The sequence below is a fragment of the Streptomyces flavalbus genome (genome assembly GCF_042674625.1).
Lineage (GTDB): Bacteria > Actinomycetota > Actinomycetes > Streptomycetales > Streptomycetaceae > Streptomyces > Streptomyces flavalbus.
Genome location: NZ_JBHTEB010000001.1, coordinates 4,865,134 through 4,887,765, shown reverse-complemented (window position 1 = coordinate 4,887,765; position 22,632 = coordinate 4,865,134). Strand labels below are relative to the sequence as shown.

Below are 22,632 nucleotides of genomic sequence, written 5' to 3'. Positions count from 1 at the left end.
CCACGCCGTCCGGAGGCCGACCATGCCAGACCAGTCCCTCTCTTCCGAGTCCACCGCCTTCCGCGCCGCCCTCGACGTGATCCGCGCCGTCGAGCCGCGGGTCGCCGACGCCATCGGCCAGGAGGTCAGCGACCAGCGCGAGATGCTCAAGCTGATCGCCTCCGAGAACTACGCCTCCCCGGCCACCCTGCTGGCGATGGGCAACTGGTTCAGCGACAAGTACGCCGAGGGCACCATCGGCCGCCGCTTCTACGCGGGCTGCCGCAACGTCGACACCGTGGAGTCCCTCGCCGCCGAGCACGCCCGGGAACTCTTCGGCGCCCGCCACGCCTACGTCCAGCCGCACTCCGGCATCGACGCCAACCTCGTCGCCTTCTGGTCCGTCCTCGCGCAGCGCGTCGAGGCGCCCGCCCTGGAGAAGGCGGGCGTCCGCCAGGTCAACGACCTCTCCGACGCCGACTGGGCCGAGCTGCGCCAGGCCTTCGGCAACCAGCGGATGCTCGGGATGTCCCTGGACGCGGGCGGCCACCTCACCCACGGCTTCCGCCCGAACATCTCCGGCAAGATGTTCGACCAGCGCTCCTACGGCACCGACCCCGCCACCGGCCTGATCGACTACGACGCGCTGCGCGCCTCCGCGCGGGAGTTCAAGCCGCTGATCATCGTCGCCGGGTACTCCGCCTACCCCCGACTGGTGAACTTCCGCGTGATGCGGGAGATCGCCGACGAGGTCGGCGCCACGCTGATGGTCGACATGGCGCACTTCGCCGGTCTCGTCGCCGGAAAGGTGCTCACCGGCGACTTCGACCCGGTGCCGCACGCGCAGATCGTCACGACCACCACCCACAAGTCGCTGCGCGGTCCGCGCGGCGGCATGGTCCTGTGCGACGACTCCCTGAAGGACCAGGTGGACCGGGGCTGCCCGATGGTCCTCGGCGGCCCGCTGCCGCATGTGATGGCGGCCAAGGCGGTGGCGTTGGCGGAGGCGCGGCAGGAGTCCTTCCGCGACTACGCCCAGCGCATCGTGGACAACTCCCGCGCGCTCGCCGAGGGCCTGATGCGGCGCGGCGCCACCCTCGTCACCGGCGGCACCGACAACCACCTCAACCTGATCGACGTCGCCACCTCCTACGGCCTCACCGGCCGTCAGGCCGAGGCCGCCCTGCTGGAGTCCGGCATCGTCACCAACCGCAACGCCATCCCGGCCGACCCGAACGGCGCCTGGTACACCTCCGGCATCCGCATCGGCACCCCCGCCCTCACCACCCGGGGCCTGGGCACCGCCGAGATGGACGAGGTCGCCGGGCTCATCGACCGGGTCCTCACCACCACCGAGCCCGGCACCACCAGCAAGGGCGCTCCGTCCAAGGCGCAGCACGTCCTGGACGCGAAGGTCGCCGACGAGATCTCCCGCCGCGCCACCGACCTGGTCGCCGGGTTCCCGCTCTACCCGGAGATCGACCTCGGCTGACCTGTGAGCGGGCTCGGCTGACCCGTGAGCGGGCCCGGCTGGGCCGTGAGCGGGCCCGGCTAGCCCCTCATCCCTTCGGCTCGCCTCCCGCTCAGGCGTCGACATCCCGTAGCTCCTGCCTGGGGCCCGGCTCCGCCCGGAGTCGGTAGGAGGACAGCCACGACACCGCGAGCGGGCGCAGCAGCAGGGCCAGCACGGCACCGGCTGCCGCGCCCGGGAGCGCCCACCACCCGCCGCCGTCGCCACCACCCGGCACGGCGGCGGTGGCCGGGGCGGCCGACGTGCTGACCGTCGGCTCCCCGTCGGCGCCGGTCACTGCGGACTCGGCGGTCTCCGTGCTCTGCGGATAGCTGGGAGGCACCGCCAGATCCCGCGCGGGGCCCAGTACGCCGAGGCCCTTGAGCAGGGACCGCAGGCGCGCGGGCTGCTGGGCGCGGTGCCAGGTGCCGGTCCACTGGCCGGGGTCGGTCGAGGTGTGGACCCACACCGTCCCCTCGTCGGGGGTCAGATGGACGAAGTCCATGCGCCAGGGCTCTATGCCGTGCAGCAGCCAGGTGACGGTCAGTTGCCGCGCGTTGACCAGCTCGCCGTCGGAGGGTTCGCTGCCGCTGGCCACGGGCTTGCCGCCGAGCAGCCTGTCCAGGGCGGCGTACTCCTTGTCGGAGTAGTACAGCCCGGCGGACTCCTGGCTCTCCGGGGAGACGATGAGCGCGCTGGTCGGTCCCCCGGCCGACGCGGGCGGGGCCAGCCACAGCAACAGCAGCAGGCTCCAGGTCAACGCCAGCGCCAGCCCGCCTGCCGTCAGTCGCCTCATGTCGATGTCCATCGCGGCCCCCTGCCGAGTGATCCCCAACCCGTGCGGCCCGTCCACGAGCCGCCTGTCACTTCTGGTACACCGCCCGGCCCCTCGGGGTTCCCACCTCGCCCACGACATCTGCCGAGGTTTCCGGGAGCCGGTCAACCGGCCGCTACGGCCGCCCCACCGACCTGGCGATCTCCACCGCCCGCCCCTTCGACGGCACGCCCTCCAGCCGCAGTGTCACCACGGCTTCACCCCCCGGGCCGCCAAGACCCCACAGCAGCGTCGGACCCGCCGTACGCGTCTCGCGGGTGTAGCGGCTGCCGTCCGGGGCCACCAGCCAGTACGTCAGCCGGTGCGGACGCGGGAACCACAGGGCCGGGTCCGACGTACTGCCGCCGAGTTGGAGCCACTCCGGCTGCTCCCGCACGGTCTTGGCGAAGCCGATGTCGAGGTGGGCCGGATGCTCGTCCAGCCGTATCGTGCGCCCCCGCTCCCGCCAGCACAGCGTCACCAGGAACCGCCCCCGCGGCTCCCGGCTCACCGAGACCGCGTCGGGAGCGCCGAGCGCCTCCGGCACCAGCGGCCGGAACCCGGCCTCGCGCTCGGCCCGGGCGAGCGACACCGACCGCCCGCAGCCGGGCACCTCACCGGGCGTCGGCGGCGGCGCCGACGGGTCGTAGCGCACCTCGACGCCGCCGAAGCCGAACCAGTCGATGACCTCGGCCCGCACTGGAGGCGTGAGCGCCAGCACGGTGAACAGCCCGCACAGCACCGCCGTCAGCGCACGCCACCGCGTCCGCGCCCACCGCCGCGCCGCCCGCAGCCGCGCACCCACAGCGCCCACAGCACCCGCGGCACCCCCGGCCCTCGCCGGGTCGGCCACCGGCACCGGCAGTTGCTCGGCCAGTATCCGCGCCAGCACCCGCTCGGCCATCGTCTCCGCCCCGACGTCCCCCGGCCGGTCCAGCGACCGCCCCAGCGCCCGCAACTCCTCCGGCAGCCGGGAACCACCCGATCCACCCGATCCACCCGATCCACCGGGCCCACCGGGCCCAGTCGGTCCACCCGATCCACCGGGCCCAGTCGGTCCATCCGATCCCCCAGGCCCACGCGGCTCACTCATCCTCCTCACCCCCTCCCCCCGTCCCCTGCCCGCCGGGCATGAAGTCCGGCAGCAGTCGGCCCAGCTTGCGCAGGGCGCGGTTCAGGCGGGACTTGACCGTGCCGCGGGGCCAGCCGAGGGCCTGGGCCGTCTCGGGCTCGTCCATCTCCAGCAGATAGCGGTAGGTGACGACCAGGCGGTGCTCCTCGCTCAGCTTCTCCAGGGCCGACAGCAGGGCCGTACGGCGCTCGGTCTCCAGCGTGGCGACGGCCGGGTCGGCGGACTCCGGTATCAGCGGCTCGGCCTCCGCGTAGGCCGCCTCGCGGCCCGCGAGCGTGCGCTGCCGCGCCGCCGTGCGCACGGTGTTGCGCGCCTCGTTGGCGACGATCGACAGCAGCCACGGCTTGAACGCCGAGCCGTCCCTGAACCGGCCCAGCGCGCAGTACGCCTTCACGAACGCCTGCTGCACCACGTCCTCCGCGTCCGCCCCCGCCCCGAGCGCCTTGGCCGCCCGCAGTGCGATGCCCGTATGGGCGCGCACCAGCTCCGCGTACGCCTCCGGCTCTCCGGCGCGTACGCGTGCGATCACCGCGGCCTCATCGACGATGCGGCCCCCCTCCCGCGTCCTCACACTTTTGGTACACCGCCCGCCCCCGATCGGTTCCCACCCCGGCCCCCCGAATTCCGGAACCACGAGACGGCCCCACCACCACGCCGCCCCACGCCGCCCCACGCCGCCCACCACACGGCCCCGACCACCGCGCGCCACCCGCCCACCGGTGTGAGACTGCGAGGCGAGGCAAGCCGAAGCGGGAGTCACCGCGGGAGACGGGAGAAGGGAGACGAGGTGGGGATGCCGGTGCCCGAGGGCGGCCTGCTGGAGGAGTTCCTCGCCGACGCGGCCAACTTCGACCTGGACCTGGCCACGGTGACCGCGCGCTGTTCCACGGCCCTGGGCCTCCAGCACTCCGTGGTCTACCTCGCCGACATCCAGCAGCGCCAACTGCTGAAGATGACCGACACCGCCGCCGCCCTGCCCATCGACGACTCCCTGGCGGGCTGGTGCTACCGCACCCAGGCGCTGCGCGTGGAGGAGTCGGAGACGGGCGGCATGATCGCCTGGTTCCCGCTCCTCGACGGCGCCGAACGGCTCGGCGTGCTCGCGGTGCACGCGCCCGCGCTCACGCCGGTGGTACTGCGCCGGGGCCGCGCCCTCGCCTCGCTGCTCGCCATGATGATCACCTCCAAACGGGCGTACAAGGACACCTTCGTACGGCGGACCCGTACCGAGCCCATGCACCTGCCCGCCGAGATGCTGCGCGCCTTCCTGCCGCCGCGCACGATCGGCACCGCGCACGTCGTGTCGACGGCGGTGCTCGAACCGGCCTACGACATCGGCGGGGACGCCTTCGACCACTCCCTGACCGAGACCACCCTGCACACCGCCGTCCTCGACGCGATGGGCCACAACCTCGCCTCGGGCCTGACGACGGCGGTGTCCCTGGCCGCCTGCCGCAACGCCCGCCGCACCGGCGCGAACCTGCCGGAGCTGGTGACCAGCGTGGACGACGCGCTGGCGGCGTGGCTGCCGGACCAGTTCTGCACCGGGGTGATCGCCCAGCTCGACCTGGCGACCGGCGTGCTGCGGTGGATGAACTGCGGGCACCCGGCGCCGCTGCTGATCCGCGACGAGCTGCCGCTGATCGAGGAGATGGCGCGCCAGCCGGACCCGCCGATGGGGCTGCCGTTCCTGCTCGCGGGCCGCCCCCGGCAGACCCATGAGATCACCCTCGAACCCGGTGACCGGGTGCTGATGTACACCGACGGCGTCACCGAGGCCCGCACGCGCGAGGGCGACGAGTTCGGTCTGCACCGCTTCGCCGACTCCATCATCCGGGCGACCGCCGCGGGCGAACTCGCCCCCGAGGTGCTGCGCCGCCTGATCCACTCCATCCTCGACGCCCAGAGCAACCGTCTGCGCGACGACGCGACGATCCTGATGTTCGAGTGGTGGCCCCCGACGACGTGACGATGCCCGTCGTCACGCGCCATGACGTCCACCCGTCACCCACGCCCCCGCCACTGTTCGAGCTGCTCGCGGGTGGCCGATGTGTCGGAATGGTCGGGACCCTGGATGCGGATCTGGTCGGCGAGGAGTGCTTCGAGCGTGCTGACGGCGCCCGCGTGGTCTCCGGCCTCTCCCTGCCAACGGCCGAGACTGCCGCGAATCTTCAGGGCGAGCAGCGAGTCGGGACCGTGGGTGCGCACGATGTCGGCGTGGAGTTCACGCAGCGCCGCGGCGGCGCCCGTGGCGTCCCCCTCCTCCCCCAGCCAGCGTGCCAGGTTGTTACGGGTGGACAGGGTGCCGGTGTGGTCGGGGCCCAGAACGCGCGTCTGGTGCACGAGCAGTTCCTCCAGAGCCACGACGGCCCCCGGCCGGTCGCCCGCCAGCGCCCTGAACGCGGCCAGGTTGGCGCGCGTGGTCAGGGTGTCCGGTGCGTCGGGACCGAGGATGCGCAGCCGGTCGTCCAGGAGTTCCTGGTACGCGGCGACGGCGCCTTCCACGTCTCCGGACCTCCCACGGAAGTAGGCCAGGTTGTTGCGGGTGACGAGGGTGTCGGGAGCATCGGGGCCGAGCACCCGCAGCCGGTCGGGGAGAAGTTCCGCCAGGGCGGCGACGGCGCCCGGGAAATCACCGCTCTGCCCGGCCCAGGACGCCAGATGGTGCCGCGTGGCCAGCGTGTCCGGGTGGTCGGGGCCCAGGACGCGCGTCTGGTCCGCCAACAGCCCCTCCAACTCGGTGACGGCACCCGCCGTGTCCCCCGCCGTGCCCAGGGCGAAGGCGAGGTTGCGCCGGGTGATCAGGGTCTCGGGGGCGTCGGGACCGAGCACTCGCGCCACGTCCACGAGGAGCGTCCGGTGGGCGGGAACGGCGTCGGCCGTGATCCCGGCCGCACCCCGCCAGCGGGTCAGGTTGATGCGGCTGACCAGGGTGTCGTAGTGGTCCGGGCCCCGCACGCGCAGATGGTCGGCGACGAGTTCCTCGTAGGCGGCCACCGCCCCGGCCGCGTCGCCGGTCAGTCCGCGGAAGTACGCCAGGTTGTTGCGGGTGGTGAGGGTTTCCAACGCGTCGGGGCCGTACTGGCGGAGGGTGTCGGCGAGCAGTTCCTCGAACGTGGCGGCGGCCCTGGCCGCGTCCCCTGCCAGCCCCTGGCAGCGGGCGAGGTTGCTCCGCGTGTTGAGTGTGTCGCGGTCGTCGGGGCCGAGGAGCCGTGACACGTCCGGCAGCAGTTCCTGGAACGCGGTGATGGCCCCGGCGGTGTCCCCGGCCTCGCCCCGCCAGTACGCCAGGTTGTTGCGGGCGCTGAGGGTGCTGCGGTGTTCGGGGCCGAGGTGGCGCAGGCAGGCGTCCGTGAGGTCCTGGCTGGCGGTCAGGGCCGCGCCGACCTGGCCGGTGCGCCCCAGGTCGGCGATGGCGTGGAAGAGCACGCGGTGGGCGCCGGTGTCCTCGGCGAACAGGGAAGACCCCGAAACATCGCGGAGCGCGGCGGAGTTGGCGCGCAGGACCGACCCGAACTCCCCCTGGCCGGTCTCCGGCCACACGTGCAGCAGGCTGTCGGCCGCGGTGCGGACGAGTCGGGTGAAGGACTCCGCCCCCGTGTCCCCGCCCGCGACCAGGCTCTCTCGGGTGGCGCGTTGGATGAGCTGGTGGACCCTGACCTCCTGGTGGGCGGCGGTGCGGTCGTGATCGATGAGGTTGTGCCGGTGCAGTACACGCAGCGCTCGGTCCACCGCGGCGGCGTCCACCTCCGCTTCCCCGCCCCCGTGCGGGCGGCCTGACTCCCGCTGCCGGAGGCGGGCGAGGTGGTCCAGCGCGGGTGGGCTGGTCAGCGCGGTCTGCGGGATTCCCGCGCCGTCCAGGACCGCGGCTAGCTGCAGCAGCGGCCGGGCCAGCCCCGCGGGGTCGGTGCGGTCCGCGTGGTCGACGGACAGCTCCCAGGTGGCGCTGACGATCCGCTGGTGATCGTCCGGCAGCGAGTCCGCGCCGGGGACGGAGCGGACCAGCAGTTGGGTAGCCAACCGCCGTCGGTAGGCGGAGACATCGCTGCCGTCGTCGACGATGTAGGCCGCGGCCTGCGCCAGCCCGATCGGCAGGTGCCCGAGGTCGGCGGCGAGCGCGGCCAGCTCGGTACGGTCCTGGGGCTCGGGGAGCTTGGCGGTCAGGTAGGCGTGGGCCTCGTCGGTGGTGAACACGCCGATGTCGACGGTGCGGCGGCCGGAGCCGCTCAGGGCGGCCTCGCGGAGCCGGGTGGTGACGACGACCCGGCCACCCGCCGAGGTGTCCGCCGCGGGCCACAGCCCGTTGACGTCAGCCGGGCGCCGTACGTCGTCGAGGACGACCAGCCAGCTCCGGTCCGTGGCGGTCTCCGCCCAGGTCAGGAACGTCTCCGCGGCGAGGCCGGGGTCGTCGGGGTCGGCCAGCGGCAGCCCAAGACGCCGCGCCGCGCGGGCGTAGGCGGTGACGATGCCGTCACGGGTGGCGGCGTTCACCCAGACCAGGACCTGTACCCCGGCGGCCCAGGCACGCCGCGCGTATGCCGCGGCCAGCTGGGTCTTGCCGACGCCGCCCATGCCGCGCAGCACCTGGGTGAGCACGACGGTCCCGCTCTCGTCGACCGCCGCTGCCAGGCTGGTCGCGGCCTCCCGCTGCTGGAAGCAGTCCGCCGCGCGCGGCACCACGCCCTCACGGACCCGGGGCACCGGCTCGGCGGGCGGCGTGTGGTGGGCCGTGGCCGGGCGTCCGCCCTTGCCGCGCCGCTCCGCGCGGGCGCTCTCCCAGGTCCCTTCCCACCACGCGTCGTCCGGGGCGACATAGGAGGGTGTCCTGGCGCGCGCACGAGCACGCAGGTACGTCACCAGGAAGTGGGCGGTGGCCCGGTCCGTGGGGACGTTCTTGCCGTTGCGCCACTCGCTCCACGAGGACGAGGGCACTTTGACCGGCGGGCGCTGGCGGCCACCCTGTCGTTCGATCTCGCCGCCGGTCGGCTCTCCGGCTGCCTGCCACAGCTCGCGCAGAGCCCGCGCCCACCTTTCGGTCGAGTCCGGATCAGCCATGGCCCCCGCCTTCCGTCACGTCCGGGCCGGAACCGTACGGAAAAGACCTTCTGAGCCCCGCGCCCCCATGGTGACCAGCCTGCCCGTCCGACGGACGGTCGGCACCGCGTTCCGGAAAACGTCCCGGAGCGGCTTCCTCGACCGCGAACGCCCCCGGCGCCCGCCGGGGCCGACCGTTCAAGTCCTGGGAGGGATCGCCGTGTTCGACCGTCCGTTCTGGCGGGGCCTTACGCGCCTCGCCGTCATCGCCACCGTCTGCGCCGCCGCCAACGCCGTCGGCGCCGGACTCGTCCAGCTCGCCGCCTGGTGGTTCACGAACCGCTGAACCCGCTCCGCCTCCGCTACGGCAGCGCCCTGCACAGCGCCTCCAGCGTCCCCGCCCACGCGTGGTCGGGCGGGGTCGCGTAGCCGACGACCAGGGCGTCCGGGGCCCGGGTCGTCGCGGGCGTGGCGGGGTGGCGGTAGCGGGAGAGGCCGTGGACCGCCAGTCCGTGCCAGGCGGCGGCGCGTACGACGGCCTGTTCGGTGCCGGGCGGCAGCCGCAGGACGGCGTGCAGTCCCGCCGCGATGCCCGTGACCTCGACGTCGGGCGCCCGCTCGGCGAGCGCGGCGACCAGTTCGTCCCGGCGTCGCCGGTACCGCAGCCGGGCGGCGCGCACATGGCGGTCGTAGTCGCCGGAGACGAGGAACTCCGCCAGGGTGAGCTGGTCCAGGACGCCGGTGGTGGTGCCGCCGAGGTGCCGGGCCGTCTCCGCGGCGAGGGACGGCGGCAGCACCAGCCAGCCCAGCCGCAGCCCGGGCGCGAGGGACTTGCTGGCGGTGCCGAGGTAGGCGACGTGGTCGGGGGCGAGGTCCTGGAGGGCGCCGATCGGCTGGCGGTCGTAGCGGAACTCGCCGTCGTAGTCATCCTCAAGGATGAGACGGCCGGTGCGGCGCGCCCAGTCGACCGCCGCCGCCCGGCGCTCGGGGCGCAGCGCCACGCCGATGGGGAACTGGTGCGCCGGGGTGAGCAGCATGGCCGCCGCGTCGGCCGGGGGTGCGTCGGTGCGGGTGCCGTGGTCGTCGAGCGGGAGCGGGAGGGTGCGCAGCCCCGCCCGTTCCACGAGGTTCCAGTGCACGTCGAGGCCGTAGGACTCCACGGCCAGCGCGTCGCCGGACCCGCGGGCGCGCAGCACCTCCGCGAGCAGCTTCACGCCGTGCGCGAAGCCGGAGCAGATGACGACGCGCTCGGGGTCGGCGCGTACGCCGCGGGCCCGGGAGAGGTAGGCGGCGAGCGCGGCGCGCAGTTCGACCCGGCCGCGCGGGTCGCCGTACCCGAGGGCGTCGTGGGGCGCGGCGGCCAGGGCGCGGCGGGCGGCCCTGAGCCACTGGGCGCGCGGGAAGGACGCGAGGTCGGGGGTGCCGGGGACGAGGCTGTACGTGGGTCCGCCCGGCGTACGCCCGCGCGGCGCCGGACGGTCCGGCACCGGTGGCAGCGCACGGTCGGCGACCCGGGTGCCGGAGCCCTGCCGGGCGGTGAGCCAGCCCTCGGCGACGAGGTCGGCGTAGGACTCGGCGACCGTGTTGCGGGCGATGCCCAGGTCGGCGGCGAGGGAGCGGGAGGAGGGCAGCCGGGTGCCCGGCGCGAGACGGCCACCGCGGACGGCCTCCCGCAGCGCGTCGGTCAGCCCCCGGCGCAGCCCCGGACCGGCGGGTTCCAGATGCAGGTCGACCCCGAAGACGCCCTCGGCGTCGACGCCCTGGTCACCGCTGCCGTCGCCGTCAGAAGTGGCCCACGATCCCCGCATGGAAATGGACCATACCCCTGGGCCTCCCGCTCCCTACGCTCGACGCCATGACGAACAGCGAGACCGCGCCGCGGACCACCCCCGAGGACCACCCCTACGCCCCCGAACCCGCCTCCCGCCTGGACTGGGCCGCCCTGGCCCCGGACGTCTACAAGGCGATGGTCCGCCTCGACGCCGCCAGCCAGCAGGGGCTGGACCGCACGCTGCTTGAGCTGGTGAAGGTCCGCGCCTCGCAGCTGAACCGCTGCGCGCTCTGCCTGGACATGCACAGCAAGGACGCGCTGGCCGCCGGGGAGAGCGCGGAGCGGCTCATCCAGCTCAGCGCCTGGGAGGAGTCGCCGCACTTCTACACCGAGCGGGAGCTGGCCGCCCTGGAGCTGACGGAGGCGGTCACCGTCCTGACGGACGGCTTCGTGCCCGACGAGGTGTACGAGCGGGCGGCGAAGCACTTCGGGGAGGAGGAGCTGGCCCGGCTCATCGCGTCGATCACGGTGATCAACGCCTGGAACCGGCTCGGCGTGACCTGCCGCCGCGCGCCGGGCCACTACCAGCCGGACGGCCAGCGCCGCCCCTGACAGCGGTCGCCCAGGGGGCGCGCTAGTCGCACGAGTAGTACGGCGGGCAGAAGTAGGTGAGCGCCGTGTCCAGCAGTTCCCGCTCGTCGTCGCGGCCGTCGGCGTCGGGGCCGTAGGCGGCGACGGCGTACAGGTTGCCGTCGGCGGCGACGAAGCGTTCGTCGACGACGTGCCAGGTGCCGACGTCGGGCTCGCCCTTGATGGAATCGGCGAGGTACTCGAGGCGGGAGCCGCCCTCGCCCACCTGTTCCAGGGTGAGTTCCTCGAAGCCGTCCGCCTTCGGGGTGTCGTCGGAGAGGAACAGGTCGAAGGACGCCTCGGGGGAGGTCTCCGCCACCTCGAACACCTGGAGCCGCAGCTCGCCGTCCGCGCTGCGGTAGTTGACGATGTCCATGCCGTACTGGGAGTCCACCGCCTCGCGCGTCCAGCCCGTCGGCCGGGCGATGCTGAAGCCCTCGGCGTCCTCGTACAGCTCGTACCCGGCGGGTACGTCGACGGTGGCGGAGGGCGACGGCGGCTCCTCAAGCGGCGACTGCTGCGGCGCCTCACCCTCCGGTGGCGGCGTCTCACCCTCCGGTGGCGACGCGTCGCCCTCGGGTGGCGCCTCCGACACCGGGGCGGTGCTCTCCCCGCTCGCCTTGCCCTTCCCGTCCGTGCCCCCGTCCCCGTTCCCGTCCCCGACGACCAGCGTCAGCACCAGCGCCACGGCGGCCCCGGCGACGGCCGCGCCGCCCAGCACCGTCCACAGCGTCCGGCGGCTGAGCCCGCCGACCCGCTGGGGCCCCGGGTGCGGCAGCTCGGGGCTGGACCAGCCGCCCCCGGGCGCGAAGTCCGGGGGCGGCACGGACGGCGGCACGGACGGCGGCGGGACGATGGGCGCCGGTGGCGGGCTCGCCGGTGGCGGCGTCACCGGCGCCGGTGTCACCGGGGCCCGGCCCGCCGCCTCCGCGCCGTCCTCCCAGCGCTGGGCGTCCTCGTTCCAGTACCGCTGTCCCCCGCTCATGGCGAACCCCTCACATCCCCAGCAGCCCGGCGACCGTCCCGGCCGACGCGAACAGCGTCAGCACGGACTGGGCGTCCTCCAGCAGTTCCCGCAGCCGCTGCCGACGGGACTGTCCCGCCGTACCGGTGCGGTCGATCTCCTCCTCGGTCTCCGCGAGGGCCGCGTCAAGGCGCGTGGTCTGCTCGCTCTCCCGCAGCCGCGCGAGGTCGGCGCGCAGTTCCCGTACCGCTTCGAGGAGTTGCTCGGCGTCGGCGTCGCGGGTGGCCGGGGCGGTGGTGTTGTGGGTCTCGGCGCGGCCGTGGCTGCCGAAGGCGAACGCGGAGTTGTCGGCGCGGCCGATGTGGACGTTCGGGGGCGGGGGCAGGGGGTCACTTGCCGCCATCGCTGGCCGGTCCCTTCTGCGGCTCGGGGCCGCTGTTGACGGTGGAGGAGCTGGCGTGCTCGCCGAAGGCGAAGGAGGAGTTGTCGGCGCGGCCGATGTGCACGGCGCCCTCGCTGACATTGATGATCTTCTGCACGAACTCGCCGGTCTCGTAGCCCGCCTCGGCGAGCGCCAGCCGGACGCCGTGCCCGATGCGGTCCTGGACGGTGCGCAGGTACCGGGCGGTGTCCATCTCCTGGAAGGTGGAGCCGTCCGGTACGGAGCCCAGTTCGCGCACGGACACGGCGGGCCCGTCGGGCAGCGCGGCCGAGTGGCCGCCGGTCAGCAGCCGCCAGGCGTAGCGCGCCCCGTGGCCGAGGGTGACCAGGGCCAGGCCCAGCGAGCGGGGCGTCAGCAGCAGGGCGGTGAGCGCCTTGCCGACCACGTTGTCGTGGCGGAGCCGGTGGGCGGCGCGGTCGGCGTCCTTGAAGTCCGCGCGGACCGGGGTCAGCACGTGCGGGGCGATCTCCAGCATGAGCATCCGGCCCTGGGTGTGGATGCGCACGAAGACGGTGACGACCAGCTCCTCCTCCCAGCCGCCGACGCGGATGCGCAGGAAGTGCCGCCGCTTCTCGCCGCCCTCCTCGACGGCGCGGGCGCGGTGCTGCTCGAACTGCTCGGGGCCGTAGGGGGCCTGGTCGCGCCGGAGCAGGCCCTCGGCGGGCAGGAACACGCACTCGTCGATCTCCAGCCGCCGCAGCCGGTCGCGCACGGCGGTCCCGGCGTACTCGGCGGGCACCCGCAGTTGTTCGAGCAGCGGCCGGATGCGCTCCAGGATCGCCCGGTTGCTCAGCGGCTGCTGGGTGGCGTCCTCGTCGGGGCGGAGTTCGACGGCGAGCACCCAGGTGTCGTACGCGGCTCCCGCGCCGCAGAACGGGCGGGCCTCGTGGTACATCACCAGCGGCGCGTGCTGCTCCACGCGGATGCGGTGCATCACCCGCCGGAACCGCTGCCCCTCGGCCCGCTCGGCGGGGTCGCTGGCCGCGTCCGGGAAGCGCTGTGGGGAGAGTTCGGCGGTGAGGGCGCGGGCGAACTGGCCGCGCTGCGCGGCGACGCACAGCGCGATCAGCGCGAGCACCCCGAGCGCCATCCACGCCTGCCAGGGGTCGATCAGCTCCGCGAGGTCGTCGGCGGCGGGCACCAGCAGGTCCGTCAGGCTCACCGACTCGGGGTCGCTGAGGTCGTAGGGGTCGTACGCCGACCCGTAGCCGGAGTCGTCGTCGCCGCCGTCGCCGAAGGCGATGCTGACGGCGATGAAGAGGAAGTAGGCGAAGATGACGCGGCCCCACCAGCGGGCGACGAAGGCGGCGACCCTGCGGTACAGCGGCGGCTCGGCGGCGCGGCCCCGGAGCCAGGGCGCGAGGGCGAGCAGCAGGCTGGGGTAGAGCACACCGGCGAGCAGCCAGCCGCTGAGCGGCAGGCCCACGATCCACAGTCCGACGATGGCGGCGGCCCAGAGCTGTTCCTGTTTGCGGGCGCGCAGCGCGTGGGCGAGGACGCGGGCGGCGTCGATGCCGAGGGACGGTGCCACGATCCGCTGTTCGTCGAGGTACAGCTCGTCGATGACGCGGTCCCGGTAGCGGGGGTCCAGGTAGGCGCCCGCGCACAGCAGCCGGGTGGCCTCGCTGGCGTGCGGCGGGATGGGCGGGGGGTCCGCGAGGGCGGACCCGGGGTCGGTCTGGTGTGGCACGTGCGCGGTGGTCACGCCTATCCCCCGAGATAGCGACAGTTGACGGCGCATCAGCATAGGAGAGATGAGCAGGGCTGTCCTCATCCTTTACGCATCCTCCCCGCCGCTCTTTGACTAGAGTCAAAGACCATGGACTCCACCGCGTCGACAGCCTCCACCGCGCCCGGCCGTGAGCAGATCGCGGCCTTCCGCCGTTTCAACCGCTACTTCACCCGCCGCATCGGCGCCCTCGACGACCACTACCTCGGCCAGGACCGCCCGCTCGGCGAGGCCCGGCTGCTGTTCGAGATCGCCGGGAGCCCGCGGGGCGCCTCCCTGCGCGAACTGCGCGCCCGGCTCGGCCTGGACGCCGGGTACCTGAGCCGGATGGTCAAGGCGCTCCAGGCGCAGAACCTGGTCACCCTCGCCCCCGACCCGCGCGACCAGCGGCTGCGCACGGTCACGCTGACGGCGGCCGGGCGTGCCGAGGTCCGGGAGCAGGACCGCCGCTCCGACGCCCTGGTGGCGGGCCTGCTGGACGGGCTGACCCCGGCCCAGCGCGACCGGCTGACGGAGGCCATGGCCACCGCCCGGCGACTGCTGCGCCTCGCCGCGATCACCGTGCGCCCCGTCGACGCCGCCGGTGCCGACGCCCGCGCCTGCCTGGACGCCTACGCCGCCGAGATCGACGCCCGGTTCCCGGAGGGCTTCGACCGGTCCGACCTGGTGCGGGCCGAGGAGGTGTCGGGCGCGGCGGGCGCGTTCCTCGTGGCGTACGAGGAGGGGGTGCCGGTGGGCTGCGGGGCGCTGCGGCGCCTCACGCCCGGCGTCGGCGAGCTGCGGCACGTCTGGGTGGCCCCGGCCGCCCGCCGACTGGGCCTGGCCCGACGCATCCTCGGGGGGCTGGAGCGGGAGGCGGGCGCCCGCGGCCTGGACGTCGTACGCCTCGACACGCACGCCACGCTGACGGAGGCGCGGGTGATGTACCGGGCGTGCGGGTACCGGGAGATCCCGGCGTACTCGGACCACGTCTACGGGGCGCACTGGTTCGAGAAGCGGCTGCCCGCGTACGACGGGAGCGCCCATGACGAGGCCCCGCCCCGGACGGACCGGGACGGGGCCTGAGGAACCCCGCGGGGGTCGTCAGATGAGGCCGAGGCCGCGGACCGCCTCGCGCTCCTCCTCCAGCTCCTTGACGGAGGCGTCGATGCGGGCGCGGGAGAAGTCGTTGATCTCCAGGCCCTGCACGATCTCGTACTTGCCGTCCTTGCAGGTGACGGGGAAGGAGGAGATCAGGCCCTCCGGGACGCCGTAGGAACCGTCGGACGGGATGCCCATGGAGACCCAGTCGCCGTCGGCGGTGCCGTTGACCCAGGTGTCGACGTGGTCGATGGCGGCGTTGGCGGCGGACGCGGCCGAGGAGGCGCCGCGGGCCTCGATGATGGCGGCGCCGCGCTTGGCGACGGTCGGGATGAAGTCGTCGGCGAGCCACTGCTCGTCGTTCACGACCTCGGCGGCGTTCTTGCCCGCGACGGTGGCGTGGAAGATGTCGGGGTACTGGGTGGCGGAGTGGTTGCCCCAGATCGTCAGCTTCCGGATCTCGGAGACCGCGACGCCCGTCTTCTTCGCGAGCTGGGTCAGGGCGCGGTTGTGGTCCAGGCGGGTCATCGCGGTGAAGCGCTCGGCCGGTACGTCCGGGGCGGCGGCCTGCGCGATCAGCGCGTTGGTGTTGGCCGGGTTGCCGACGACCAGGACGCGCACGTCGTCGGCGGCGTGGTCGTTGATGGCCTTGCCCTGCGGCTTGAAGATGCCGCCGTTGGCCTCCAGCAGGTCGCCGCGCTCCATGCCCTTGGTGCGCGGGCGGGCGCCGACGAGGAGGGCGACGTTGGTGCCGTCGAAGGCCACGTTCGGGTCGTCGCTGATGTCGATGCCCTGGAGCAGCGGGAACGCGCAGTCGTCCAGCTCCATCGCGGTGCCCTCGGCGGCCTTCAGGGCCGGGGTGATCTCCAGGAGGCGCAGGCGGACCGGCACGTCCGCGCCGAGGAGCTGGCCGGAGGCGATGCGGAAGAGCAGGGCGTAACCGATCTGGCCGGCCGCGCCGGTGACGGTGACGTTCACGGGAGTGCGGGTCATGGCGTTCTCCGTATGACAGCTGGCGGTGGGGCGTCCCTGCCCCGGGGGTTCCGGATGATCGATCTCTTGGCGTCAAGAGATCTCTCGGCGGTCAGGCTATCGCGCCTCCGCCATCCCGCACGGCCGCCCCGGTGTGGCCCGTCCCACAGAGGGCGTACCCCTGCGGGAAAGAGGGAGTGCCCCCTGCGGAAGTACCCCTGCGAAGTCCCCGCGGAAGTCCCCCTGCGAAGTCCCTGCGGACGTCCCCCGCGGACGTCCCCCGCGGAAAAAGGGGCGGCGGCCGCTCGTCCGGGAGAGGAGAGACGAAAACGGCCGCCTGTGGGGGTACCGACTCCGCCGGACTCCCGTGGGGGTACGGTTCGCGTGCCCCCGATCGGCGGGGCCATGCCTGCCCCGGCGCTCTCTTTTTCGGTCCGTCGCCCGGGCCTACCGCGTGCAGCCCTTCTCGCCCGAGGTCAGCGTCACGCACGCCACCGCGTCGGTGGCCTTCCGGACGGCGATCATCGGGGTGTACGCGTCGGTGTCCCCGGCTTCCGTGACGGACCCGTCCCGCACGGCCCCGCCCACGGTCACCCGCACCGCGTCGCCCGGTACGGCCTGGTTGATACGGCCCCAGGCGGCGGCGCAGGTCTCGCTGTACCGCACCTCCACCAGCGTGGTGCCCACGGTGACGGACTGGGCGGTCGTGGCCAGCTCGCCGCCGCACCCCATGTCCTCCGCGTCCTTGCCGGTGCAGCTCTCCCCGCTGCACTTCACGCCGGGCGGCAGCTTGACCTTGGTGGCGGTGGGCGTGGGCGAGGGGGTGGGGGCGGCCTCCTTGGCGTCCCCGCCGCGGCTGGTGAGCAGATAGGCGGCGAGGGCCGTGGCCAGCACGCCGACGACACCGGCGAGCAGCAGGCCGAGGCGTCGCCCACGGCCGCCCGGGCCACGGCGCTGGTCCGCCGCCTGGGCTCCGTGCGGCGGTTCGCCGTACGACCCCGGGGTCGGCGAGGCCGCGGGGCCCGGCGTCGACGTGGTCGCGGGGCGCGCCCCTGGCGTCGGCGTGGTCGTGGGGTTCGGCTTCGGCCCGCGGGGGCCCACCGGGGACGGTCCGGTGTACCCGGCGAGGCCCCAGGAGTTGGTGCGGCCCGGGGACGCGGCGGCGCCGTTCTCGCGGGCGTCGGCGTCGGGGGCGGTGGGCTGGGCGGGAACCGTCGGCACGCTCGGGACGACGCCCGCGGGCCCGGCGATCCCGGGGGTGGCCGTCGCGTTGCCGCCCTTGCGGGCCGACTTGTTCTTGGCACCCGCGGCGGGTGCGCCCGCCGGGGGCGGCCCGAACTCGCTGAGCGCGGCGCGCGCCTGCGAGATCTTCATGGCCTCCATGGTCATGTCGTGGCGCATCTCCGAACGGCTCCAGGCCCGTTCGGCCAGCTCCCACATGGTGGTGAGGTGGACGGGGTTGGTGCCGGTGACCTCGGCGAGGGCGACGATGGCGCCCTTGGGCGCGAGCAGTCGGCCGCCCAGGTAGCGCTCCCAGGACGTCTTGCTGTAGCCGGTTCGGTCGGCGACCGCCGCGACGCTCAGTCCGCTGCGGTCCACGAGTCGGCGGAGCTGGCTGGTGAACTCCCGGATCTGCGGGTCGAGTTCCTCCGGCAGGTCCTTCCAACGAGGCATCGCTTCCCCCTCTTCCCCCCGCTACGTGCTGGTTGTCGCCGCGCCGCCCCGCCCCAGGGGAGGCGCCGGGCCAGGATCCCAGTTCCCGGACCGCGGGCACACCCCGCCTCCGCGAACCTGTCGATACGCCGACACGACGGACACACACCGGTGACCTCGGGCGCACCGGTGGCCTCCCCGCCCCTGGTACGCAAACGCGCCACGGTCGTTTCAGGAGGTTGTGTCAGGTCGCGGACACCGTAGCGGAACGGTCACTTCCGTGCCACAGCGCACGGACAGCCGTTGAACGCCCCGCTCCGGTCACGGGAGTGTGGGTCGCGGCGGCGGCCCGTCCCTTGGCTCGGGGGAGGGGACGGGGCGCCGCGTCAGCGACGGGCCCGAGGGGCGCTAGCTGCTGACGGTGAAGTGCAGCGTGTCCTTGAGGAAGGGGATCTCCAGCAGGGGGTTCGGCTGCACCATCAGCGCCAGCAGGACGATCGTCAGGCCGAGGATGCCGTAGGTGGCGATGTCGGTGAAGCGGGAGCGCACCGCGAGCATTCCGACGCCGGGCAGCAGCCAGCGCAGGGCGGCGCCGCCGAGCAGGGCGACGCCGATCAGCATCGTCCCGTACCGGAACTGGTCCAGGGCGGTGAGCAGCAGGCCCGCGCCCACCACGCCGAGGACGAGCAGCGTCGGCCACTGCCGGGCGGGCGCCGGGGCGGCGCCGGACGCGGCCCGGCCGCCGCCCTCGGGCCGGGCGGTGTCCCGGGTGAACAGCGGGAACCGCCGGGTGACCCGGCGTGGCCTGCCCTCCGCGTCGGGGGCGCTGATGGGGTCGCGGACGGTCAGCTCGGAGTCGTCCGCCTCGGCGGGACCGCCGGAGCCGTCAGCGACCGCGGCGCCCTCGTCGGCCACCTCGCCCTTGTCGCCCCGCGTCCCGCCCGTCTCAGCCGACACTGCGTTCCGCCGCCTCGACCACGTTGACCAGAAGCTGGGCCCGGGTCATCGGGCCCACGCCGCCGGGGTTGGGGGAGATCCAGCCCGCGACCTCGGCGACGTCGGGGTGCACATCGCCGACGATCTTGCCCTCGGCGCTGCGGGAGACGCCGACGTCGAGGACGGCGGCGCCCGGCTTGACGTCCTCGGCCCGCACCAGGTGGGCGGAGCCCGCCGCGGCGATGATGATGTCCGCGCGGCGCAGGTGCGCGGCGAGGTCCCGGGTGCCGGTGTGGCACTGCGTCACCGTGGCGTTCTCGCTGCGCCGGGTCAGCAGCAGCGGCATCGGACGCCCGATGGTCACGCCCCGGCCGACCACCACGACCTCCGCGCCCTTGATCTCGACGCCGTGGCGGCGCAGCAGGGTGAGGATGCCGTTGGGGGTGCAGGGCAGCGGCGCGGGCTCGTTGAGGACGAGGCGGCCGAGGTTCATGGGGTGCAGCCCGTCGGCGTCCTTGTCGGGGTCCATCAGCTCCAGGACGCGGTTCTCGTCGATGCCGCGGGGCAGCGGGAGCTGGACGATGTAGCCGGTGCAGGCCGGGTCCTCGTTCAGTTCGCGGACGACCGCCTCGATCTCCTCCTGCGTCGCCGTGCCCGGCAGTTCGCGCTGGATGGAGGCGATGCCGACCTGGGCGCAGTCGCGGTGCTTCCCGGCGACGTACTTCTGGCTGCCGGGGTCGTCCCCGACGAGGATCGTGCCGAGGCCGGGCGTGACGCCCTTCTCCTTCAGCGCCGCCACGCGGGCGGTCAGATCGGACTTGATCGCGGCTGCGGTGGCCTTGCCATCGAGAATCTGGGCAGTCATGCCTCCATCCTCGCGGATAACCGCCCCTGGGGACCAATCGCGCCTTCTGACCACCGGGTGATCAGGAGGTTGCACTTGCACAACACAAACCGAATGCGACTGGACAAATTCCGGCAGCCTGAAGAACGATGAGCGGCGCAATACCGCGGTTCATGTTCGGGGGCAAACCGCTCACATCGCGTCCTTTCGCGACGATCCGTGACGTTCCTCGTGCGACCCGCGCCGTCCCCGCCCCTGCACGGAGGAATGTCGCCCATGAGTTTCGGCTCCCCCAACAACCCGTACGGCGAACAGCCGCAGCAACCGCAGCAGCCCGGGTACGGCTACCCGGGCCAGCAGCCGCCCGGCTACGGCTACCCGCAGGCCCCCGGCGGCGCCCCCCCGCAGGGCGGCGGCTACGGCGGCTACCCGTCCTACCCGGCCGGTGCCCCCGGCACCCCGGGCGGTATGCCGGGTATGCCCGGTATGCCGAGGGTGGCGTCGATGGGCCGCCGCTTCGGCGCCCGGCTGCTGGACGGCGTCGCGTTCCTGGTCATCTACTTCGTCCTCGGCCTGCTCGGGCTCGCGGGCTCGGCGTCCGCCATCAACGACTGCGACCAGCCCACCGACAGCGCCGCCTACCAGTCGTGCGTGGAGGACGGCCTCGGCGACGTCGTCGCGTCGCTGATGGTGGTCTTCGTCATCATGGCGGCCATCGGCCTGCTGTACGAGTGGCTGCTCACCGCCCTGCTCGGCGGCACCCTCGGCAAGCTGGCGGTCGGCATCCGGGTCGTGAACGTCAACACCGGCCAGAAGATCGGCCTGGGCTCGTCGTTCATCCGCTGGATCATCCCGATCGTGGGCAGCTTCGCCTGCGGCATCGGCCAGTTGCTCGTCTACCTGTCCCCCTTCTGGGACAAGTCGGGCCGCCAGCAGGGCTGGCACGACAAGGCCGCGAGCACGATGGTCATCCAGAACTGACCCACCGCGCCCGGCGCCGGACGCGGCGCTTCACGAGGGCCGTGTCCCACCCGCACCCGGGGGGCACGGCCCTCGCGCGTGCCCCTCAGTCGCCCTGCCCCGCCGCCCGCAGCACCGACGCCCCCACGGGCGTCAGGGTGTGCAGCACCTGGGCGCCCTCACGGACGCTGGTGATCAGGCCCGCGTCCCGCAGCGCGGTGGCGTGACGGCTGGCCGAGGACGCCGACACCCCCGCGGCGCGGGCGAGTTCGCCGGTCGTCGCGCCCGAGACGGCGGCGTGTAACGCGGCGGCCCGGGTGCGCCCGAGCAGGGCGACCAGGGACCTGCCGGAGCTGTCGGTGTCCGTCTGCGGCGAGCGGTGCTCGTCCAGCAGCGGGTACCACAGCACCGGCGGCAGGTCGGGGTCCGCGAAGCTGACGGGCTGCCCCCAGGTGAAGTAGGAGGGGACGAGGGTCAGTCCACGGCCGTTGAGGTACAGGTCCCGGTCCTCGGGATAGCTGGCCTCCAGCACCGGGGGCCGCCACCGCATCCCGGAGCCCTGCCCCAGGGAGGCCAGCAGCCCCTCCACCCCGCCGTCCAGCAGGGCCCGGCAGCGCGCCGCGCGTTCCGCGTCGACGCGGGCCCGCACATGGTCCCGGTAGGGCGCCACGACGGCCTCGTGGTAGTCGTGCAGCAGCCGTACGAACTCCTTGCGGGTGCCCAGGTCGGCGAGTTGGCCCACCCAGGCGGGGGCGCCCACGGCCCGGTCGAGCAGGGCCATCTCGTGCCGTATCCGGCGTCCGGGCGTGGCGAGGATCAGCTCCGCCCCGGCCTCGATGCTGCCGTCCGTGCCGACCGGCGTCAGGAAGTCCGGGAAGTAGGTGGCCCGTGGGTAGAGCGGCAGCAGGACGTTCCGCACGGCGCGCTCCAGTCCCCTGCGGTGCAGTTGCAGCCGGGCGGAGCGGAACCATCCCGCGTACGCCCAACGGCCCTTGCGGGACTGGAACCGGTGCAGGCTCCCCGCGATCTCCCAGAGTGGGTCGGAACTCGCGGCGAGCCGGGTTCTGGCAAGGTCGAGCTCACTGAAATGGATGCGCAGCACCTTGTTCCCCCGTTGAACTCAGCATTTGCACTCAGCCGCAACAGCATGGACCGCCAGCACGTCCGGGGGCAATTGTGAGACCGCACAGAGCCCCCCTCACACCCCCCACCCGAGGACGCCACATTGGCCATCGACCTTCCCCCGAGACCGACGAGGGCGCGGCACGCCCAGGGCACCGTCACGGGCGTCACCTGAGCCTCGACGGGCACTCGCTCTTCGTCGGCACCCAGTAACCCAGGGGAACGTACCGCCCACTGGGGCACGGCCACCATCGCGGTCCACCAGGCGTGAGAGAAGGCGCGTTAGCCATGTACAGCATCATCGTCGTACCACCGAAACATGCCGCCACCCACGACCACATCCACCTCACCAGCGGCGAACGGCTGCCCTTCGGCAGCGCGCGGACCCCGGGCGGCCTGACCATCCCGCACCCGGGCGTGCTCCCGCGCGCCGGGGAGATCACCGCGAACGGCACCTACTGGTTACTGAGCAACCTCAGCGACGACCAGACCTACGTCGTCGAGAACCCCGAGGGCGCGGGCGAACACGTCAAGATCGCGCCGGGCCGGGTGGAGGCGCCGGTGCCGTTCGAGTTCGGGCGGCTGGTGCTGCTGGCGGGCGGTGACCTGATACCGATCGACGTCTGGGCGCCCCGGCACACCTTCCGCAGCGCCGCCCGGCGCGGGCTGACCGGCTCGCCCATGGCACCGGCGTTCAGCCTGGACCGCACCAAGCGCTACTTCGCCGTCCTGGTCGCCCTGTGCGAGCCCCGGCTGCGCGGCGCGGCGCACGCCCCGCTGCCCGCCGTGGAGGACCTGGTGGAGCGCCTGCGGCCGACGTGGCCGACGGTCAGCCGTACGGCGGTGCACTGGAACCTCGACTACCTCGCCCTGAAGCTGCGGCTGCGCCCGGACCACGACCCGACGGAGTCCCCCGCCTGCACAACGGCAGGCGGGAGTCCCTGGTGTCCCTGGCGCTGCGCTTCAACCTGGCCCGCGAGGACGACCTGGCCATCCTCAACGAGTACTGCGCCGGCCCCCGTTGACGGGGGCCGGTGAGTACCCCGTCGGCCGTCAGCCG

General features: G+C 73.8%; 19 protein-coding genes and 1 pseudogene. 7 read left to right on the top strand and 13 right to left on the bottom strand.

The window, feature by feature from the left end; genetic code table 11:
- Positions 1 to 22: 22 nt before the first annotated feature.
- On the top strand, positions 23 to 1,471 hold the full coding sequence (locus ACFQZ6_RS22135) for a glycine hydroxymethyltransferase (RefSeq protein ID WP_381611719.1): 1,449 nt from the start codon (positions 23 to 25) through the stop codon (positions 1,469 to 1,471).
- A gap of 91 nt (positions 1,472 to 1,562) precedes the next feature.
- On the opposite strand, the gene ACFQZ6_RS22130 is transcribed toward ACFQZ6_RS22135, so the two are convergent.
- The 3 genes from ACFQZ6_RS22130 to ACFQZ6_RS22120 all read right to left on the bottom strand — a co-directional run bounded on the left by ACFQZ6_RS22130 (position 1,563) and on the right by ACFQZ6_RS22120 (position 4,006).
- The gene (locus tag ACFQZ6_RS22130; protein ID WP_381611717.1) at positions 1,563 to 2,297 is read right to left on the bottom strand and encodes a hypothetical protein; all 735 of its coding nucleotides are present in this window, start codon (positions 2,295 to 2,297) and stop codon (positions 1,563 to 1,565) included.
- Positions 2,298 to 2,439: 142 nt separating this feature from the next.
- Entirely contained in the window at positions 2,440 to 3,396 is a 957-nt protein-coding gene (locus tag ACFQZ6_RS22125) for a hypothetical protein (RefSeq protein WP_381611715.1), read from the bottom strand.
- Entirely contained in the window at positions 3,389 to 4,006 is a 618-nt protein-coding gene (locus tag ACFQZ6_RS22120; RefSeq protein ID WP_381611713.1) for an RNA polymerase sigma factor, read from the bottom strand. The genes ACFQZ6_RS22125 and ACFQZ6_RS22120 overlap by 8 nt, the downstream gene beginning before the upstream one ends.
- Before the next feature lie 222 nt (positions 4,007 to 4,228).
- Here ACFQZ6_RS22120 and ACFQZ6_RS22115 point away from each other — a divergent pair, with 222 nt between their 5' ends.
- The gene (locus ACFQZ6_RS22115) at positions 4,229 to 5,404 is read left to right on the top strand and encodes a PP2C family protein-serine/threonine phosphatase (RefSeq protein ID WP_381611711.1); all 1,176 of its coding nucleotides are present in this window, start codon (positions 4,229 to 4,231) and stop codon (positions 5,402 to 5,404) included.
- Between the two features lie 35 nt (positions 5,405 to 5,439).
- Here the strand turns inward: ACFQZ6_RS22115 and ACFQZ6_RS22110 are convergent, their stop codons facing one another.
- Entirely contained in the window at positions 5,440 to 8,490 is a 3,051-nt protein-coding gene (locus tag ACFQZ6_RS22110) for a tetratricopeptide repeat protein (RefSeq protein ID WP_381611709.1), read from the bottom strand.
- Between the two features lie 199 nt (positions 8,491 to 8,689).
- On the opposite strand from ACFQZ6_RS22110, the gene ACFQZ6_RS22105 reads away from it, so the two are divergent.
- Positions 8,690 to 8,815 (top strand): hypothetical protein, encoded by a 126-nt coding sequence (locus ACFQZ6_RS22105; RefSeq protein WP_381611707.1) that lies wholly within the window; start codon positions 8,690 to 8,692, stop codon positions 8,813 to 8,815.
- A gap of 16 nt (positions 8,816 to 8,831) precedes the next feature.
- Here the strand turns inward: ACFQZ6_RS22105 and pdxR are convergent, their stop codons facing one another.
- A complete protein-coding gene (gene pdxR, locus ACFQZ6_RS22100) occupies positions 8,832 to 10,277 on the bottom strand; it encodes a MocR-like pyridoxine biosynthesis transcription factor PdxR (RefSeq protein WP_381611705.1) in 1,446 nt (481 codons plus the stop codon).
- Between the two features lie 47 nt (positions 10,278 to 10,324).
- On the opposite strand from pdxR, the gene ACFQZ6_RS22095 reads away from it, so the two are divergent.
- Entirely contained in the window at positions 10,325 to 10,852 is a 528-nt protein-coding gene (locus ACFQZ6_RS22095) for a carboxymuconolactone decarboxylase family protein (RefSeq protein WP_381611703.1), read from the top strand.
- A 22-nt stretch (positions 10,853 to 10,874) separates the two neighbouring features.
- Here ACFQZ6_RS22095 and ACFQZ6_RS22090 read toward each other — a convergent pair whose 3' ends face one another.
- The 3 genes from ACFQZ6_RS22090 to ACFQZ6_RS22080 are packed head-to-tail and all read right to left on the bottom strand — an operon-like array spanning position 10,875 to position 13,981.
- The gene (locus tag ACFQZ6_RS22090; protein WP_381611702.1) at positions 10,875 to 11,855 is read right to left on the bottom strand and encodes a hypothetical protein; all 981 of its coding nucleotides are present in this window, start codon (positions 11,853 to 11,855) and stop codon (positions 10,875 to 10,877) included.
- Positions 11,856 to 11,865: 10 nt separating this feature from the next.
- Positions 11,866 to 12,237, bottom strand: a complete 372-nt coding sequence (locus ACFQZ6_RS22085) for a hypothetical protein (RefSeq protein ID WP_381611700.1) — start codon at positions 12,235 to 12,237, stop codon at positions 11,866 to 11,868.
- Complete coding sequence (locus tag ACFQZ6_RS22080; protein WP_381611698.1) at positions 12,224 to 13,981, bottom strand: hypothetical protein; 1,758 nt, start codon at positions 13,979 to 13,981, stop codon at positions 12,224 to 12,226. Before ACFQZ6_RS22080 ends, ACFQZ6_RS22085 begins: the two co-directional genes overlap by 14 nt.
- Before the next feature lie 114 nt (positions 13,982 to 14,095).
- Between ACFQZ6_RS22080 and ACFQZ6_RS22075 the strand changes: the two genes are divergently transcribed.
- Positions 14,096 to 15,070 (top strand): bifunctional helix-turn-helix transcriptional regulator/GNAT family N-acetyltransferase, encoded by a 975-nt coding sequence (locus ACFQZ6_RS22075; RefSeq protein ID WP_381611697.1) that lies wholly within the window; start codon positions 14,096 to 14,098, stop codon positions 15,068 to 15,070.
- A gap of 18 nt (positions 15,071 to 15,088) precedes the next feature.
- Here the strand turns inward: ACFQZ6_RS22075 and ACFQZ6_RS22070 are convergent, their stop codons facing one another.
- From ACFQZ6_RS22070 to ACFQZ6_RS22055, 4 genes are all read right to left on the bottom strand, one after another.
- Positions 15,089 to 16,078 (bottom strand): malate dehydrogenase, encoded by a 990-nt coding sequence (locus ACFQZ6_RS22070; protein WP_381611695.1) that lies wholly within the window; start codon positions 16,076 to 16,078, stop codon positions 15,089 to 15,091.
- A 426-nt stretch (positions 16,079 to 16,504) separates the two neighbouring features.
- Positions 16,505 to 17,731, bottom strand: a complete 1,227-nt coding sequence (locus ACFQZ6_RS22065; protein WP_381611694.1) for a helix-turn-helix domain-containing protein — start codon at positions 17,729 to 17,731, stop codon at positions 16,505 to 16,507.
- 387 nt (positions 17,732 to 18,118) lie between these two features.
- Entirely contained in the window at positions 18,119 to 18,559 is a 441-nt protein-coding gene (locus ACFQZ6_RS22060) for a DUF3017 domain-containing protein (protein ID WP_381618527.1), read from the bottom strand.
- A gap of 97 nt (positions 18,560 to 18,656) precedes the next feature.
- Entirely contained in the window at positions 18,657 to 19,511 is an 855-nt protein-coding gene (locus tag ACFQZ6_RS22055) for a bifunctional methylenetetrahydrofolate dehydrogenase/methenyltetrahydrofolate cyclohydrolase (protein ID WP_381611692.1), read from the bottom strand.
- A 255-nt stretch (positions 19,512 to 19,766) separates the two neighbouring features.
- Here ACFQZ6_RS22055 and ACFQZ6_RS22050 point away from each other — a divergent pair, with 255 nt between their 5' ends.
- The gene (locus ACFQZ6_RS22050; RefSeq protein ID WP_381611690.1) at positions 19,767 to 20,471 is read left to right on the top strand and encodes an RDD family protein; all 705 of its coding nucleotides are present in this window, start codon (positions 19,767 to 19,769) and stop codon (positions 20,469 to 20,471) included.
- Between the two features lie 85 nt (positions 20,472 to 20,556).
- Here the strand turns inward: ACFQZ6_RS22050 and ACFQZ6_RS22045 are convergent, their stop codons facing one another.
- On the bottom strand, positions 20,557 to 21,552 hold the full coding sequence (locus ACFQZ6_RS22045) for an ArsR family transcriptional regulator (protein ID WP_381611689.1): 996 nt from the start codon (positions 21,550 to 21,552) through the stop codon (positions 20,557 to 20,559).
- A gap of 308 nt (positions 21,553 to 21,860) precedes the next feature.
- Between ACFQZ6_RS22045 and ACFQZ6_RS22040 the strand changes: the two are divergent.
- Positions 21,861 to 22,597, top strand: a pseudogene (locus ACFQZ6_RS22040) (FHA domain-containing protein).
- The last annotated feature ends 35 nt before the right edge of the window (positions 22,598 to 22,632 follow it).